The organism is Heterorhizobium halophytocola, from assembly GCF_017873095.1.
GTDB classification, from domain to species: Bacteria; Pseudomonadota; Alphaproteobacteria; order Rhizobiales; family Rhizobiaceae; genus Allorhizobium; species Allorhizobium halophytocola.
This window is the reverse complement of sequence record NZ_JAGGJU010000005.1, coordinates 266,734-280,773: the sequence shown is the minus strand read 5'-3', so window position 1 is coordinate 280,773 and position 14,040 is coordinate 266,734. Positions and strand designations below refer to the sequence as shown.

Annotated in this window: 13 protein-coding genes; 4 read left to right on the top strand and 9 right to left on the bottom strand. The window is 64.7% G+C overall.

What is annotated here, in order from left to right; all coding sequences use genetic code 11:
• Positions 1 to 7 precede the first annotated feature (7 nt).
• Both J2Z17_RS11130 and J2Z17_RS11125 read right to left on the bottom strand, forming a co-directional pair.
• Positions 8 to 1,894, bottom strand: a complete 1,887-nt coding sequence (locus tag J2Z17_RS11130; protein WP_209944888.1) for an ABCB family ABC transporter ATP-binding protein/permease — start codon at positions 1,892 to 1,894, stop codon at positions 8 to 10.
• 317 nt (positions 1,895 to 2,211) lie between these two features.
• Positions 2,212 to 4,353 (bottom strand): LysM peptidoglycan-binding domain-containing protein, encoded by a 2,142-nt coding sequence (locus J2Z17_RS11125; RefSeq protein WP_245224019.1) that lies wholly within the window; start codon positions 4,351 to 4,353, stop codon positions 2,212 to 2,214.
• Between the two features lie 156 nt (positions 4,354 to 4,509).
• Between J2Z17_RS11125 and J2Z17_RS11120 the strand changes: the two genes are divergently transcribed.
• A complete protein-coding gene (locus J2Z17_RS11120) occupies positions 4,510 to 5,127 on the top strand; it encodes an LOG family protein (RefSeq protein WP_209944884.1) in 618 nt (205 codons plus the stop codon).
• An 81-nt stretch (positions 5,128 to 5,208) separates the two neighbouring features.
• On the opposite strand, the gene J2Z17_RS11115 is transcribed toward J2Z17_RS11120, so the two are convergent.
• The 5 genes from J2Z17_RS11115 to J2Z17_RS11095 all read right to left on the bottom strand — a co-directional run bounded on the left by J2Z17_RS11115 (position 5,209) and on the right by J2Z17_RS11095 (position 8,311).
• Positions 5,209 to 5,352: a hypothetical protein gene (locus J2Z17_RS11115; protein WP_209944882.1), complete on the bottom strand. Its 144-nt coding sequence runs from the start codon at positions 5,350 to 5,352 to the stop codon at positions 5,209 to 5,211.
• Positions 5,353 to 5,467: 115 nt separating this feature from the next.
• Positions 5,468 to 6,343 (bottom strand): EamA family transporter RarD, encoded by an 876-nt coding sequence (gene rarD / locus J2Z17_RS11110; protein ID WP_209945124.1) that lies wholly within the window; start codon positions 6,341 to 6,343, stop codon positions 5,468 to 5,470.
• A gap of 416 nt (positions 6,344 to 6,759) precedes the next feature.
• The gene (locus J2Z17_RS11105; protein ID WP_209944880.1) at positions 6,760 to 6,915 is read right to left on the bottom strand and encodes a hypothetical protein; all 156 of its coding nucleotides are present in this window, start codon (positions 6,913 to 6,915) and stop codon (positions 6,760 to 6,762) included.
• Positions 6,905 to 7,201, bottom strand: a complete 297-nt coding sequence (locus tag J2Z17_RS11100; protein ID WP_209944877.1) for a hypothetical protein — start codon at positions 7,199 to 7,201, stop codon at positions 6,905 to 6,907. Before J2Z17_RS11100 ends, J2Z17_RS11105 begins: the two co-directional genes overlap by 11 nt.
• Positions 7,202 to 7,405: 204 nt before the next feature.
• Positions 7,406 to 8,311 (bottom strand): LysR family transcriptional regulator, encoded by a 906-nt coding sequence (locus tag J2Z17_RS11095; protein ID WP_209944875.1) that lies wholly within the window; start codon positions 8,309 to 8,311, stop codon positions 7,406 to 7,408.
• A 103-nt stretch (positions 8,312 to 8,414) separates the two neighbouring features.
• Between J2Z17_RS11095 and J2Z17_RS11090 the strand changes: the two genes are divergently transcribed.
• The 3 genes from J2Z17_RS11090 (at position 8,415) to J2Z17_RS11080 (ending at position 11,647) form a co-directional block, all read left to right on the top strand.
• Positions 8,415 to 9,581, top strand: a complete 1,167-nt coding sequence (locus J2Z17_RS11090; RefSeq protein WP_209944873.1) for an MFS transporter — start codon at positions 8,415 to 8,417, stop codon at positions 9,579 to 9,581.
• A 42-nt stretch (positions 9,582 to 9,623) separates the two neighbouring features.
• A complete protein-coding gene (locus tag J2Z17_RS11085) occupies positions 9,624 to 10,658 on the top strand; it encodes an aldo/keto reductase (protein WP_209944871.1) in 1,035 nt (344 codons plus the stop codon).
• Positions 10,659 to 10,813: 155 nt separating this feature from the next.
• Positions 10,814 to 11,647, top strand: coding sequence for a protein-L-isoaspartate O-methyltransferase family protein (locus tag J2Z17_RS11080; RefSeq protein WP_245224018.1), 834 nt, complete (start codon positions 10,814 to 10,816; stop codon positions 11,645 to 11,647).
• 7 nt (positions 11,648 to 11,654) lie between these two features.
• Here J2Z17_RS11080 and J2Z17_RS11075 read toward each other — a convergent pair whose 3' ends face one another.
• Positions 11,655 to 12,368 carry a 3-keto-5-aminohexanoate cleavage protein gene (locus J2Z17_RS11075; RefSeq protein WP_209944869.1) on the bottom strand — a complete coding sequence of 238 codons (714 nt, stop codon included), beginning with the start codon at positions 12,366 to 12,368 and terminating at the stop codon, positions 11,655 to 11,657.
• 30 nt (positions 12,369 to 12,398) lie between these two features.
• Entirely contained in the window at positions 12,399 to 14,015 is a 1,617-nt protein-coding gene (gene cimA, locus J2Z17_RS11070) for a citramalate synthase (protein ID WP_209944866.1), read from the bottom strand.
• Between the last annotated feature and the right edge of the window lie 25 nt (positions 14,016 to 14,040).

Sequence of the window (14,040 nt, the reverse complement as noted above, 5' to 3'; positions counted from 1 at the left end):
ATCGTCCTCAGTTGGCCGGCGCCTTGCGCAGCACGACGCCCTCGGCATCGCTCTCGCGGACCTTGCGCAGATTTTCCTCCGCCTGCGTCGCTTCGAGCTGACGGTTCCACATCGAGGCATAGAGGCCGTTCTGCGAAAGCAGATCCTGATGCGTGCCCCGCTCGGCGATCTGGCCGGCCTTCAGCACGATGATCTCGTCGGCCGTCACCACCGTCGACAGCCGGTGGGCGATGACCAGCGTCGTGCGGTTCTTCGAGACGATGTCGAGGGCGGCCTGGATGTCCTGCTCGGTGGTGGTGTCGAGCGCCGAGGTCGCCTCGTCGAGGATCAGGATCGGCGGTGCCTTCAGCACGGTGCGGGCAATCGCCACGCGCTGCTTTTCGCCACCCGACAGCTTCAGCCCGCGTTCGCCGACCATGGTCTTGAAGCCCTGCGGCAGGTCGTGGATGAAGTGGCTGATCTGCGCCACCTCGGTTGCCTGCTCGATCTCGGCGTCGGTGGCATCCGTGCGGCCATAGCGGATATTGTAGGCCACCGTATCGTTGAACAGCACCGTATCCTGCGGCACCATGCCGATCACCGCGCGCAGGCTCTGTTGCGTCACGTCGCGGACATCCTGGCCGTCGATGGTGATCGAGCCGGACTGCACGTCGTAGAAGCGATAGAGCAGGCGCGAGATGGTCGACTTGCCGGCGCCCGACGGGCCGACGACGGCGACCGTCTTGCCGGCCGGAACCTCGAAGGAAATGCCTTTGAGGATCGGCCGGTCGGGGTCATAGGCGAACTGCACGTCCTTGAAGACGATCGCGCCCTTGTCGACCGCCAGCGGCTTTGCCTCCGGCTTGTCGACGATTTCAGGGTCGACGTTCAACAGGTCGAACATCTGCTCGATATCGGTCAGCCCCTGGCGGATTTCGCGGTAGACGAAGCCGATGAAGTTGAGCGGCACGGACAGCTGCATCAGCATGGCATTGACGAAGACGAAGTCGCCGACCGTCTGTTCGCCACGCTGGACGGCGAGCGCCGACATCACCATCATCACCGCCATGCCGAGGCCGAAGATCACCGCCTGGCCGAAGTTCAGCCAGCCGAGCGAGGTCCAGACCTGGGTCGCGGCCTTCTCGTAGCGCTCCATCGAGCTGTCGAAGCGCCGCGATTCCATCTCTTCATTGCCAAAATACTTGACGGTCTCGAAGTTCAGCAGCGAGTCGATCGCCTTGGTATTGGCATCCGTATCGCTGTCATTCATCTGCCGGCGGATATTGATGCGCCAGTCGCTGGCCTTGATGGTGAACCAGATATAAGCCGCCACGGTGACGGCCGTGACCAGCAGGTAGGAGAAGCCGTAACCGATCAGGAAAACCACGGCCGTCAGGATGAATTCGAACAGCGTCGGGATCGAATTGAGAATGGTGAAGCGGACGATGGTTTCGATGCCCTTGGTGCCGCGCTCGATGATCCGCGACAGGCCACCGGTCTTGCGCTCCAGGTGGAAGCGCAGCGACAGCTGATGCATGTGGATGAAGGTCAGGCTCGCCAGCCGCCGTACCGCATATTGCCCGACGGAGGCAAACAGCGCATCGCGCAGCTGGTTGAGACCCGCCTGGGCGATGCGGATGACATTGTAGCCGACCACCAGCATGGCCGCGCCGAGCAGGAAGGCCGGCAGGATATTCACCGCATCGGCCTTGCCGTTCAGCGCGTCGGTTGCCCATTTGAAGAAATAGGGCACCAGCAGCAGCATCAGCTTGGCCGCGACCAGGAAGACCGAGGCCCAGACGACGCGCATCTTCAGATCGCGGCGTTCCGCCGGCCACATGTAAGGCCAGAGATTGGCCAGCGTGCGCAGCGGATTGCTGTCGTCCGCCGACACGGTTCTCTTCTTGTCTGCCATTCCCGGCCCCCTGAGCCCGTATGCTGCGCCCTGCGTGCGACGTGACATGCAAAGCGCGCTGCAACATTTTGAATTGGCGCGATATTCCGGACCTGGTGCCTTGGGGAAGCAGGCTGAAATATGCGCGAAACGAGAAGGCGGCCAAAGGCCGCCCCGCCGCAAATAGGCCCTTTGGGCCGCGGTTACAACGCGAACCGTCTAAAAAGACGAGATTTGCAGCCTTCGGCATGTCCGGGGAAAGCGTCCCCGGTTCGGGGACAAGACATGCGCAAATACACGGTCGCTGAAGCGCCGCATCGCAAGCATCGCGACGTGCTTCAGCGGATCGGCAGATGCTCCATCCGCCGGCGATGCAGTTCGGCCGCATTGGGAAGGGCGGTCGCCGGCACATCGAAGATCTGGCCGGGTTCGATCAGATCGGGGTTCAGGATCTGCTGCTCGTTGGCGAGATAGATGGTGGTGTAGCGGACCCCCTGGCCGTAGACGCGCCTGGAAATCTGCCAGAGCGTATCGCCCTTGCGGATGATCACGCTGTTGTCGCTCGGCTGCAGGGCGGCCTGCTCCAGCGTGCTCGGGCCGGAGCCGGGCGCAGTCCCCTCGTCATCGCCGGGGCCATCAGCCTGGCTTGGGCTGGCCAGCGACAGCTGCGGCGGCGGTGCCATTTCCGGAACGGCGTTCAACACCTTGTCGATCAGCCGGGAGAGCTCCGGCAGGGCGGCTGCGACGGCCTCGACGGTCGCCGGCAGATCGTGCAGAGTCTTCAGGGCCGGCTCGGCGGCCGCTGCCGTCTTGGCCACGGCGCTCGAGACGGCCGGAGAGGTCTCCGGGCCCGGGCGGGTGTCGATCAGCGCGCCGAGCGCGATCTCGGTGGCCGAGCGGGCGGCGGCGAGGTCTTCCATCGCCGGCATCTGCCCGTCGGCAAACAGCGAGCGCAGGATGGCGAAGGCCTTGGAGAGCGTGTCGCGCTGCTTTTCCAGTGCGCCGAGTTCCAGCGGGACCATCGGGCGGGTCGGCTCGGAGCTGCTCTGGCTGCCGTTTGCGGCCACGGCGGAGACCTGCGTGCCGGCGGGCCGGTCGAAGGGCACGGTGGTGCGCACAACGACCTTGCCGGCGGCCCCCGTCAGGTCGACGCGAATGGTGTGCTGTCCGACGGACAGAACCTGCCGTCCCTCGATGACGAAATGGCCGGCCGTCGCCACCATGGCCGAGCCGACCGCATCGTCGTCTGCATAGGCAACCGCCTTGCCGGCGGTCGACGATGTGCCGGCAATGAAGATCTTGTCGCCTTCGATTTCGACGGCCGTCACCTGGACGCGCGGATCGGTGGCCGAGGTTGTTGTGTTGCCGGTGGCATTGCCGGTGGTCGGCGTGGTCGTGGTCGTCGTCGATGGGCCGGCATCCTGTTTGGCCATCTGCTGGGCGGAAGTGTCAGCCTGACCCGAGCCGGCATTTGCGCCCGGCACCCTGCCGCCCTTGCCGGAGGCAATCTGCTCGGAGGTCGGCGGGGTGATGATTTCGCTTGCGGCGCCCGGCTTGCTGATCATCGCCAGCAATTCACCGTTCCTGTCCTTCGGCACCGAGACGCTGGCGACCTCGCCGGAGACCGTCGCCTTGCCGTCCTTGTCGGTCGAGCGCAGCGCCAGGGCATAGTCGCCCGGTTTCAGCGGGTCGTCGAGGACGGCTGCGAAGTCGCCGCTCGGACCGGCGGTGGTCGAGGCGATCACGTCCTGGCCGTTCAGGATATCGACCTGCGCACCGGGTGTCGCGGATCCCGCGATCACGGCAGATCCGTCCGGCTCGACGCGCAACACGTCGAAGCTCGGCTCGGGCGCCGATGCGGCGTTCTCACCGTTCGCGGCGGCGGACTGTCCGGCGGGCATTGCCGGCGACGTGCCGTTCGCTGTGCCGGGCGTTGCGGGCTGAGCGTCGGCGACCGGCGTGTCGCTGCTCAGCGCATCGGTAAGGCCGGCGATCTTGTCGGCGGCGGCCTTCGGATCGTCGGGCAGGGCGCGGATGACGTCGAGCGCCTTTTGTGCGCGCTCATGCAGGGCGGTGACCTTGGCCTGTGCGGCATCGTCGAGGCCTTCCGGCATATAGGCAGCAAGCGCGGTGATCGCCGTCTGGGCCACGGCGCGGGCGCCGGCATAGGCTTCCGCCGTCGGAAGGTTGCCGTTGGTAAACAGGGTTGCCAGTCCGGCGATGGCCTCACCGGCGGCCTTGTGCAGCCGCGCGACCTTCTCGATGGCGGCCTTCTGCTCGTCGGTCGAGGCGGCGTCGGCGCTCGGATCGGTCACCGGCGATTGGGAGGCCGTGGCCGGCTGGGATTGCTGGCTGGACACGGGGGCCTTGGCGGTATCGTCTGCCGGTTGATCCTTGATCAACGGCATGACGCCGAATACCATCACCAGTGTCGCGATCGCGAGCACCACCAAGGCCAACCAACCAGCACGGTTCATCATCGTCACAGTCTCCGGGCGCAATATCGCCATATCCCTTTGGATTGCTAGCGTTATACTGTCGCTTGCACAAGCATTCTAGCCTTTGCGGCTTGTCGCCTGACGGGTTTTCCGGCACTTTTGTGGCCCGATCCCATTTCTCGAACTGAATTGTCCAAGATGACTGAAATTGCGCCTGTCCGTTCCATCTGTGTCTATTGCGGTTCCCGCCCCGGTCATGACCCCGCCTATATCGAGGCCGCGCAGGCGCTCGGCCGCGCGATTGCCGGGCACGGGCTGAGGCTCGTCTATGGCGGCGGCACCAAGGGGATCATGGGCGCCGTCGCTCAAAGCGTCCTGTCGGCCGGTGGCCAGGTCACCGGGATCATACCCGAATTCCTCGTCGACATGGAAGCGACGCGCCAGTCACTCGGGAAACTCGACGAACTCATCATCACACCCGACATGCATACGCGCAAGCACAAGATGTTCGAGCGCGCCGATGCCTTCGTCACGCTGCCCGGCGGGATCGGCACGCTGGAGGAAATCGTCGAGATCATGACCTGGGCCCAGCTCGGCCGTCATCAGAAGCCGATGGTGTTTGCCAATGTCAACGGCTTCTGGGCGCCGATGCTGGAACTGATCAGCCATATGGGCGAGCAGGGCTTCGTCCACACCGCGCATCTGGTGCAGCCGCTGGTGATCGACCGGGCCGAAGACATCGTGCCGACGATTATCGAGAAATGGGATGCGCTCGACAATCCGGCCGGCAACGCGCAGATGATCGCCAAGCTGTAGTCGGACGCCGTGATTGAAGAGCCGTGATCGATAGGCCGTGATCGAAGCGTGGTGCCGAGGGCCGTCCGGTCCCTCGGCGGATCAGCCGAGAAACTGGAAATAGGCCCAGATCAGCACGAGGGCTGCGATCGCGCCGAGCACGATCAGCAGTTTTTTCAGGCCCGGACGCGGGGGCCTGGGCTGCTTCGGCTTCGGCGGCTGCTTGAATTCGATGACATTGCTCATGCGCGTCTCCCGGAGCATTTCCTCTTCGGCCTTGCGCCACGTTCTTTCCGAAAAACCGGTGCCTGTCCACATCAGAGTGCGCCCGATCAGGCGAAACCGGTGAACGATACGCGGCTCACGCCTTGGCGGCCGCGGCTCGTCTGCGCCGGAGGATATCGGTGATCATCGGCCAGGAATAGACAAACAGCGCCGCCCAGATCAGCGGAAAGGCGATCATTCGGGCTGTGCCGAAGGGCTCATGGAAGACGAAGACGGCAATCAGGAAGATCATCGTCGGGGCGATATACTGCATGATGCCGATGGTCGAGAGCCGGAGCCGCTTGGCCGCATTGGCATAGATCATCAAAGGTCCCGCCGTGATCGCGCCGCTCAGGATCAGCAGGGCGATGTCGCTTGAAGAACCGTTGGAGAAATGGCCGCTGCCGGTCCATTCGAGATAGCCGACGATCATTGCGGCCGGGATCGAGAGCAGCATGACCTCGAGGAAAAAGCCCTGATTGGGACCGACCGGCAGGGTCTTGCGGAAAAAGGCATAGAAGCCCCAGCTGAAGGTGAGGATCAGCGAGACCCAGGGCAGCGAGCCTGCCTCGACGGTCAGGATCACCACCGCCAGGGCCGCCAGCCCGATCGCCACCATCTGCGTGCGCCGCAGCCTTTCCTTCAGCAGCACCGAGGCGAGGAAGATCGAGAACAGCGGGTTGATGAAATAGCCGAGCGCCGTGTCGAGCGCGCGCCCCGCGCCGATCGCCCAGACATAGGTGCCCCAGTTGATGCTGATCAGCACGGCGGTGAGACAGGCCATCAACAAGGTGCGCGGCGAGCGGAGTGCGGCCTTCAGGTCGGCGGTCCGGCGCATCACCAGAAGCACGATGCCGGCAAAGGGCAGCGACCATAGCACCCGGTGCGACAGCACTTCGAGCGGTGCGATATGGGCAACCGCCTTCATGTAGAGCGGCAGAAATCCCCACATGAAATAGGCCAGCAGGGCCATCGAAAAGCCGGCCGCACTGTCTTCGTTGAGGGCCGGCGTGCCGGCACCCGCATTGCCGTGTCCACCCTTGATTGATCCGTCGAAGCCGGACGATGGACGGTCTGCTTGTGTCACTGTTTGCCTTTCAGCATCATGTCAATCGCCGATGACGGCATCAGGGCCGGCTGGGGCGCCCGATGGCGGCATTGTGAAAGTCCGGCAGTCGACGAATCTCCGCTCCCGGAGCCGGATGTTGCCGGCCCCACCCGGTCGATCCTGTCCTGCGCGACGGGAACGGCCTGTCGGGAATGATCTTAGCGGCGATGAGCACAAAAGTCCTTGATACCTGCATCACCTTTTTTCATCGTTCGCCTTGTGCCATGGTCTGCGGGTTCCCTATCCGGCGGGCGATCTCACGCTGGCAGAACCGGGAGGGTTCAGGGCAGGCTGTCCATGGTGCAGGTCGTCACCTGTGCGCCGGAGACGCAGTGCTCGTTGCGGGGCGGGTGCCGCATCGTCTTCGTCGCCACCACCGCGCACAAGAGGATGGCCAGCAAGGATGCGATCACGACCAGATATGGCTCACGCTTCATAATAACGCGACTGCCGTTCCTGGAGTGCGCGCTGCTTGTTCTTAAACTGAGGGTTGAGTATCCAGAGCCGCATCAGTTGGCGACAGTCCAGATCGAAACGGAGGCGGTCCAGCACGCCGATGATCTTGCCGAAGTGCAGATTCAACGTGACACTCCTGCTTTCAGGCGGCGCCACAACAAGGTGTGCTGCTGTTTTGCACGAGGTCACATTTCTGCCCATAGCTGATTGCGTGCCGGCATCGCTGATAAAGCCTTCACTTTGAGTATTATCCGGATTCCGAAGCATGGAGAATTCGCCGTTGCGTGGGCCGCTGCCGGTTTTGTTATTCGATATCTATGCTTGTTATATTCAATCAATTCAATGTCGAATTGGTCAGGCCCAAATATTTTCCCGAATTCAATCTTTCGGTGAACTGTCTACCCCTGCAACTTGATCAGTCGACCGGCGTCAGCCCGTGGGGAGCTTGCGAGCTGGCAGGGCAAATCGGTGTCAGCTGACCTGTCCATGCTCGGCAAGAAAGTCGAGGAGCACGCGAACGCGCTGGGGCAGGGGGCCGCCCTGGCCGATATAGACGGCATGAAAGGCTTCCATCAGCCGTGTCTCGTCCGTGTCGAGCACCGCCACCAGCCGGCCTTCCGCAAGATCCTGTGCGATCGAAAAGCCGGCAAGCCGCGCAAGACCCGCACCGGCGATTGCCAGATGCCGGAGTGCCTCGCCGTCGCTGGCGCTGACCCGGCCGACGGCCGGGATCTCGACCGGGCCATGGTCGCCGGGCACCGTCCAGCCGCCGACGGCGCGACGATAGCCGAAGCCCAAGCGGCCGTGGTGCTCCAGATCGCCGGCGGTTGCCGGCACGCCATGCCTCTCGAAATAGGCGGGTGACCCGACGATCGCCAGCGCCGTCTCGCCGAGCTTGCGGGCGATCAGCCGCGAATCGACCATCGGGCCGGCACGGATGGCGATGTCGGCACGCTCGGCGACGAGGTCGACCACCATGTCGGTCAGCACCAGCTCGACGCTGATCCCCGGATAGGCGTCGAGAAAGCGCGGCAGCAGCGGCGCCAGGATGTGGTTGGCATAGGAGGCACTGGTGTTGACCCGGACGAGGCCCCGCGGAGCCTCGCCCGCTCCGGCATGCCGCTCGGCATCCTCGATATCGGCCAGGATGCGCACGGCATTCTCGTAGAAGCTGCAGCCTTCCGCGGTCAGCTGGAATTGCCGGGTCGAGCGGTTGATCAGCCGGCTGCCGAGGCGTGTCTCCAATCGCCCGACCAGCTTGCTGACGGCCGACGGGGTCATGTTGGAGCGTCGCGCCGCGGCCGAAAAGCCGCCGCTTTCGACGACCCGGACGAAGATCTCCATTTCCCCGGAACGATTGATGTCTGCTCTCGGCATGATGTGACTTCAATTCACAGCTGTTTGTCTCGATATGCTACTATTTCCAATCAGGCAGCCTGTCTATCTCTCCATCCAGTTATTCGGATCAGGGAGATGGCAGATGCCCATCGCACTTTATGCATTGACGGTCGGCGCCTTCGGCATCGGCGTCACGGAATTCGTCATCATGGGACTGTTGAAGGCGGTGGGTGCCGACCTCGGCGTCTCGATCGCCAGCGCCGGCCTGCTGGTGTCAGGCTACGCGCTCGGTGTCGTGATCGGCGCGCCACTGCTGACGGCGCTGACCGCGGGCTGGAACCGCAAGCACACGCTGCTCGCCCTGATGGTGATCTTTATTCTCGGCAATCTCGCCTGCGCGCTTGCGCCCGGCTACTGGACCCTGATGGCCGGACGATTGGTGACGGCGCTGGCGCATGGCACGTTTTTCGGTGTCGGGTCCGTCACGGCCACCGGACTGGTGCGCGAGGACCGCAAGGCTTCGGCGATCGCCGTGATGTTCACCGGCCTGACGGTCGCGAACGTCATCGGTGTGCCCTTCGGCACCTGGCTCGGCCAGACCTATGGCTGGCGCTCGACCTTCTTTGCCGTTGCCGGCATCGGCGCCGTCGCTCTCGTGGTGCTCGCCGTCTTCCTGCCGTCGACGGGGCAACGCTCCCAGGCCGGGCGGATCGGCGACGAAATCAAGGGAGTCTTGCGCGGCCCCGTCCTGGTCAGCCTGTCGCTGACGGTGCTGGGCTTTGCCGGCGTCTTTGCGCTGTTCACCTATATCGCGCCGATCCTCACAGAGGTCACCGGGCTTCCCGAAGCCTCGGTCTCGCCGATCCTGCTGGTCTTCGGCGGCGGGCTGGTGGTCGGCAATCTGGCCGGCGGCCGGCTGGCGGACCGCAATCTGGGCGCTTCGATCTATGGTACCCTCGCGGCATTGGCCGTCGTTCTTCTCGCCATGACCTTCGTGCTGAGCTCGGTCTGGCTCACCATCCTGTTCGTCGGCCTGCTCGGAGGCGCCGGCTTTGCCACCGTTGCGCCGCTGCAGGCCCGGGTGATGCATGAGGCCGGCGGCGTCGGAGCGGCGCTCGCCTCCAGCCTCAATATCGCAGCCTTCAACCTCGGCAATGCAATCGGCGCCTGGACCGGCGGACTGGCGATCGATCACGGCCCCGGCCTGTCCTTCCTGCCGCTCGTCGCCGCCGTCTTTCCGCTGCTTGCCCTGCTGCTTGCGGTCTCGACCCGTGCGTTAGCAGCCCCTGCAGAAACGGTCCGCGCCTGACCGGTGCCGGTCCATCCCACGCCACTGAAAAAGGAAAATTCCATGGATTATCGTCAACTCGGCCGTTCCGGCCTGCGTGTTCCAGCCTTGAGCTTCGGTGCCGGCACCTTCGGCGGCTCCGGCCCTCTGTTCGGCCATTGGGGCACGTCCGGTGCGCAGGAAGCCCGTCGCATGGTCGACATCTGCCTGGAAGCCGGCGTCAACCTGTTCGACACGGCCGACGTCTATTCGAACGGTGCCTCGGAAGAGGTGCTCGGCGCCGCCATCAAGGGGCGGCGCGGCGACGTGCTGGTCTCGACCAAGACGGGGCTTCCGATGGGTGATGGACCGATGGACTGGGGCACCTCGTCGGCCCGCCTGACCTCCAGTGTCGACGCCGCGCTGAAGCGGCTCGGCACCGATTATATCGATCTCCTGCAACTGCATGCCTTCGACGCCTCGACCCCTGTCGAGGAAGTGCTCGCAACGCTCGACAGGCTCGTGGCTGCCGGCAAGCTCCGTTATGTCGGTGTCTCCAATTTCGCCGGCTGGCAGATCATGAAGTCGCTGGCTGCGGCCGAGCGGCATGGCTGGCCGCGCTATGTGGCCAACCAGGTCTATTATTCCCTGGTCGGGCGCGACTATGAATGGGACCTGATGCCGCTCGGGATCGATCAGGGGATCGGCGCCATGGTCTGGAGCCCCCTTGGCTGGGGCCGCCTGACCGGCAAGATCCGGCGCGGTGCGTCGCTGCCGGAAAAGAGCCGGTTGCACGAGACCGCGGCCTTTGGCCCGCCGGTGGATGACGAACGGCTGTTTGCCGTGGTCGACGTGCTGGATGTCATCGCTGAGGAGACCGGCAAGACAGTACCGCAGGTGGCGCTCAACTGGTTGTTGCAGCGCCCGACCGTGTCGTCGGTGATCATCGGGGCCAGAACCGAGGAGCAGCTTCGCCAGAATCTCGGCGCGGTCGGCTGGTCGCTGTCGGCCGGGCAGGTGGCCCGGCTAGACGCGGCAAGCCGCACCGAGGCGCCCTATCCGCATTTCCCCTATGACCGCCAGGAGGGCTTTGCCCGGCTGAACCCGCCCGCGGTCTGAAGCCGCGCCTGCGCCCCGACTGTGAAAAATCACGGGTTGCCTTCGGGTATTCCCGGTGTCAATCTCCGGTTGAATATGCCGTCGGGGTGGCAATGCTCAGTTTAACAAATACGATGATTGCACGCGCGATTCGTGCAGGATACGCGCGTGCCCTGTTGCGTCAGATCGGCAAGGATCCGGCCGGGCCGCTGGCCATGGCCTTTGCCACGGTCGAGCGCGAGCGGTTTCTCGGGCCGCCGCCCTGGCGGGTCCGCGGCAGATCCTTCGGTGTCGGCGCCGAGACCAGCGAACTGCCGGACATCTATTCCGACGTGCTGGTGGCGCTGGACCGGCAGCGCGGCATCAACAATGGCAGCCCGTCGCTGCATGCCTGTGGCATCGACTGGCTGCAGCCGCAACCGGGCGAGCGGATCGCCCATATCGGTGCCGGTACGGGCTATTATTCCGCCATCTTCGCCGAACTCGTCGGCTCTGCAGGCAGCGTTACCGCGGTGGAACTTGATGCGCAGCTCGCGGCCCGCGCCCGCATTGCTCTCTCGGGCTACGACACCGTCACGGTGATCGAAGGTGATGGCGCGGAAAAGCCCGAGGGCGAGGTCGATATCGTCTATGTCAATTTCGCCTGTGACCGGCCCGCCGATCCCTGGATCGAGCGACTGGCGCCGGGCGGGCGGCTGCTCTTTCCGCTCGGCGTGCCGGTCGATGCCGGTGAGAGTGCCGGGCCGCGCTTCACCGACCGGGCGGCCTATCTGCTGATCCGGCGTGAAGCGGACGGGTTCTCTGCCCAGTTCCTCAAGGGGGTATCCTTCATCTGGGGCGAGGGCGAACTCTGGCGATCGCGCGATCGGCAGGACATGCTGAACCGGGCCTTCCGCGCCCGGCGGCTGCACGAGGTGCGGACCCTGCGCTGGAAGCGGCCACGGCCGGTCGCGGGGCCGCCGGAATGGTATGGCGAGGCAGACTGGGGGCTGGAATTCGGCAGTTCCTGAGCCTGCCTCAGGCTTGCCGGTAGATCTCCCGCGCCGCCTCGACCAGAGCGCTGTTGTCTCGCGCAGGCGTGCCATCCGGCAAGGTGCTTGTGTCCTCCAACCCGATGCGGGTCGACCATCCCTTTTTGCGCGCGAGGCGGACAAGATCCCATGTCGTCGCGTCCCTGCCGTGCAGAAGAAGCGGGCGGCAGACGGCTTTGCGCAGCAGGATGTCCGCGATCCGCCCCGCGATATCGACAGCTGTTTCCCGGTCCTGCTCGTCGATCTCCAGGAGGATGCGCAGCACCGGTTCGCGATCCGCAAGCCCGACGAAGCGTTCGGCATCTGACACGCTGGCAAGCCCGGCCTCGATGCCGATGCCGCGGGCACGAAGGAGCGCCATGACCGCGGGCGCATCCGCCTCCGACAGGTTGACGGAGGCGTAATCGGGCTTGGTCCAGCCGCCGATCAACGACCGCGTGCGCTCGATGTCGTTTTCGATCCAGGCGCCTGTCGAGACCCCGATCAGGCTGCCCGGGCAGGCCGTGCGCACCCGTGCCACCACCGCGTCGACCGCGGCCAGGCTTTCGCGTCCGCTGTAATCGCGCGGATGAATGTGCAGTTCGCCGGCGCCCGCCTGCACGCACGCCGCAGCATCGCGCGCCATAGCCTCGGCACTCAGCGGGATGGCGGGATGGTAGTCTGCCGGACGTGCGCCGTTGAGGCAGGCTTGAACGATCATGCCCCTCTTCTCCGTGTCGTCATGTCCGCTTCACTCTGCTGCGATCTTGCCTGCCATGCTCCTGTTCTTCATCAGCTTGTAGACGATACTGTCCATCAGCGCCTGGAAGGAGGCATCGATGATGTTTTCCGACACGCCGACCGTCCACCAGCGCGCGCCGCTGCCGTCGGCGGATTCGATCAGCACGCGGGTGATCGCCTCGGTACCGCCGTTCAGGATGCGCACCTTGAAGTCGACCAGTTCGAGATCGTCGATCTCGTGCTGGTATTTGCCGAGATCCTTTCGGAGCGCGAGGTCCAGCGCATTGACCGGGCCGTCGCCTTCCGCCACCGACATGATGCTGGCGCCGTCGACATTGATCTTCACCACCGCCTCGGAGACGGTCCGCAGCTCGCCATTGGCGTCGAAGCGGCGTTCGACCATGACCCGGAAACCCTCGATCCCGAAGAAGTCCGGCACCGAGCCGAGGGTGCGGCGGGCGAGCAGTTCGAAGCTCGCATCGGCACCCTCATAGGCATAGCCCTGGGCTTCGCGCTCCTTGACGATCGAAATCAGCGTGTCGAGCCGCGGTGACTGCTTGTCGACCTCGATGCCGCGCCGCTTCAGCTCGTTGATGAAGTTGGCCTTGCCGCCCTGATCGGAGACCATGACCTTGCGGAAATTGCCGACGCTGTCGGGCTCGACATGCTCGTAGGTCTTCGGATCCTTCAACAAAGCCGAGGCATGAATGCCGGCCTTGGTGGCGAAGGCCGAGGCGCCGACATAGGGCGCCTGATGGTCGGGCGAGCGGTTCAGCAGCTCGTCGAAGGCGTGCGAGAGGCGGGTGAGCTCGACGAGCTTGTCGCGGTCGACGGACAGTTCGAAGCGGTCGGCATAGGCAGGCTTCAGCAGCAGCGTCGGGATCAGCGTGATCAGGTTGGCATTGCCGCAGCGCTCGCCGATGCCGTTCAGCGTGCCCTGGATCTGGCGCACGCCGGCCTCGACGGCGGCGAGCGAATTGGCAACCGCCTGGCCGGTATCGTTATGCGCATGGATGCCAAGCGCCGCACCCGGCACGCCGGCAGCGATCACGGCGGCCACGATCTCGCGGATCTCGGGCGGCTGCGTCCCGCCATTGGTGTCGCAGAGCACCACCCAGCGCGCGCCGGCATCGTACGCCGTCTTCGCACAGGCGAGCGCATAGTCTGGATTGGCCTTGTAGCCGTCGAAGAAATGCTCGCAGTCGACAAGCGCTTCCTTGCCCGCGGCCACCGTCGCCGCGACGCTCTCGCGGATCGAGGCCAGATTCTCCTCGTTGGTGCAGCCGAGCGCCACCTTCACGTGATAGTCCCAGCTCTTGGCGACAAAGCAGATCGCATCGGAATTCGAGCCGATCAGCTGCGACACTCCTGGGTCGTTGGAGATCGACACACCGGCGCGCTTGGTCATGCCGAAGGCGGTGAACCGTGCCTTCTGGGTGCGCTTCTCGGCGAAGAAGGTGGTGTCGGTCGGATTGGCGCCGGGATAGCCGCCTTCGACGTAGTCGATGCCGAAATCGTCGAGCAGGCTCGCGATGGCGATCTTGTCCTCGACGGAAAAGTCGATACCCGGCGTCTGCTGGCCGTCCCGGAGCGTGGTGTCGAAGAGCGTGATCTTTTCGCGTGTCATGGTGTCGCCTCCCGCGGCGTGGTCT

Coding starts and splice junctions, on each gene's coding strand:
- J2Z17_RS11115 (WP_209944882.1), bottom strand. CDS start 5,352: ATGAGCAATGTCATCGAATTCAAGCAGCCGCCGAAGCCGAAGCAGCCC.
- cimA (WP_209944866.1), bottom strand. CDS start 14,015: ATGACACGCGAAAAGATCACGCTCTTCGACACCACGCTCCGGGACGGC.
- J2Z17_RS11120 (WP_209944884.1), top strand. CDS start 4,510: ATGACTGAAATTGCGCCTGTCCGTTCCATCTGTGTCTATTGCGGTTCC.
- J2Z17_RS11130 (WP_209944888.1), bottom strand. CDS start 1,894: ATGGCAGACAAGAAGAGAACCGTGTCGGCGGACGACAGCAATCCGCTG.
- J2Z17_RS11100 (WP_209944877.1), bottom strand. CDS start 7,201: ATGCTTCGGAATCCGGATAATACTCAAAGTGAAGGCTTTATCAGCGAT.
- J2Z17_RS11095 (WP_209944875.1), bottom strand. CDS start 8,311: ATGCCGAGAGCAGACATCAATCGTTCCGGGGAAATGGAGATCTTCGTC.
- J2Z17_RS11125 (WP_245224019.1), bottom strand. CDS start 4,353: ATGATGAACCGTGCTGGTTGGTTGGCCTTGGTGGTGCTCGCGATCGCG.
- rarD (WP_209945124.1), bottom strand. CDS start 6,343: ATGGCCCTGCTGGCCTATTTCATGTGGGGATTTCTGCCGCTCTACATG.
- J2Z17_RS11075 (WP_209944869.1), bottom strand. CDS start 12,368: ATGATCGTTCAAGCCTGCCTCAACGGCGCACGTCCGGCAGACTACCAT.
- J2Z17_RS11105 (WP_209944880.1), bottom strand. CDS start 6,915: ATGAAGCGTGAGCCATATCTGGTCGTGATCGCATCCTTGCTGGCCATC.
- J2Z17_RS11090 (WP_209944873.1), top strand. CDS start 8,415: ATGCCCATCGCACTTTATGCATTGACGGTCGGCGCCTTCGGCATCGGC.
- J2Z17_RS11085 (WP_209944871.1), top strand. CDS start 9,624: ATGGATTATCGTCAACTCGGCCGTTCCGGCCTGCGTGTTCCAGCCTTG.